Source organism: Klebsiella sp. HMSC16A12 (genome assembly GCF_001808265.1).
Classification (GTDB): Bacteria; Pseudomonadota; Gammaproteobacteria; order Enterobacterales; family Enterobacteriaceae; genus Klebsiella; species Klebsiella pneumoniae.
The window spans coordinates 1-1,713 of record NZ_KV792589.1; the positions used below are offsets into that span (position 1 = coordinate 1).

Annotated in this window: 2 rRNA genes; both read left to right on the forward strand. The window is 53.4% G+C overall.

The window, feature by feature from the left end:
- Positions 1–1,495: ribosomal RNA gene (locus tag HMPREF3140_RS10105) — 23S ribosomal RNA — on the forward strand; the annotation flags it as partial.
- A gap of 96 nt (positions 1,496–1,591) precedes the next feature.
- Positions 1,592–1,707, forward strand: a 5S ribosomal RNA gene (gene rrf / locus HMPREF3140_RS10110).
- Positions 1,708–1,713: the final 6 nt, after the last annotated feature.

Here is a 1,713-nt window from a genome sequence, read left to right on the forward strand (position 1 = left end):
GTTACTGCGAAGGGGGGCGGAGAAGGCTATGTTTAGCCGGGCGACGGTTTCCCGGTTTAAGCATGTAGGCTGGTTGTCCAGGCAAATCCGGATAATCAAGGCTGAGGTGTGATGACGAGGCACTACGGTGCTGAAGTAACAAATGCCCTGCTTCCAGGAAAAGCCTCTAAGCATCAGGTAACATCAAATCGTACCCCAAACCGACACAGGTGGTCAGGTAGAGAATACCAAGGCGCTTGAGAGAACTCGGGTGAAGGAACTAGGCAAAATGGTGCCGTAACTTCGGGAGAAGGCACGCTGGTGTGTAGGTGAAGTCCCTGCGGATGGAGCTGAGACCAGTCGAAGATACCAGCTGGCTGCAACTGTTTATTAAAAACACAGCACTGTGCAAACACGAAAGTGGACGTATACGGTGTGACGCCTGCCCGGTGCCGGAAGGTTAATTGATGGGGTTATCCGTAAGGAGAAGCTCTTGATCGAAGCCCCGGTAAACGGCGGCCGTAACTATAACGGTCCTAAGGTAGCGAAATTCCTTGTCGGGTAAGTTCCGACCTGCACGAATGGCGTAATGATGGCCAGGCTGTCTCCACCCGAGACTCAGTGAAATTGAACTCGCTGTGAAGATGCAGTGTACCCGCGGCAAGACGGAAAGACCCCGTGAACCTTTACTATAGCTTGACACTGAACATTGAGCCTTGATGTGTAGGATAGGTGGGAGGCTTTGAAGCGTGGACGCCAGTCTGCGTGGAGCCAACCTTGAAATACCACCCTTTAATGTTTGATGTTCTAACGTTGGCCCCTGACCGGGGTTGCGGACAGTGTCTGGTGGGTAGTTTGACTGGGGCGGTCTCCTCCCAAAGCGTAACGGAGGAGCACGAAGGTTAGCTAATCCTGGTCGGACATCAGGAGGTTAGTGCAATGGCATAAGCTAGCTTGACTGCGAGCGTGACGGCGCGAGCAGGTGCGAAAGCAGGTCATAGTGATCCGGTGGTTCTGAATGGAAGGGCCATCGCTCAACGGATAAAAGGTACTCCGGGGATAACAGGCTGATACCGCCCAAGAGTTCATATCGACGGCGGTGTTTGGCACCTCGATGTCGGCTCATCACATCCTGGGGCTGAAGTAGGTCCCAAGGGTATGGCTGTTCGCCATTTAAAGTGGTACGCGAGCTGGGTTTAGAACGTCGTGAGACAGTTCGGTCCCTATCTGCCGTGGGCGCTGGAGAATTGAGGGGGGCTGCTCCTAGTACGAGAGGACCGGAGTGGACGCATCACTGGTGTTCGGGTTGTCATGCCAATGGCACTGCCCGGTAGCTAAATGCGGAAGAGATAAGTGCTGAAAGCATCTAAGCACGAAACTTGCCCCGAGATGAGTTCTCCCTGAGACTTTAAGTCTCCTGAAGGAACGTTGAAGACGACGACGTTGATAGGCCGGGTGTGTAAGCGCAGCGATGCGTTGAGCTAACCGGTACTAATGAACCGTGAGGCTTAACCTTACAACGCCGAAGATGTTTTGGCGGATTGAGAGAATTTTCAGCTCTGATACAGATTAATCGATACGTTGGTGAGACGTGTTGATAAAACAGAATTTGCCTGGCGGCACTAGCGCGGTGGTCCCACCTGACCCCATGCCGAACTCAGAAGTGAAACGCCGTAGCGCCGATGGTAGTGTGGGGTCTCCCCATGTGAGAGTAGGGAACTGCCAGGCATCAAA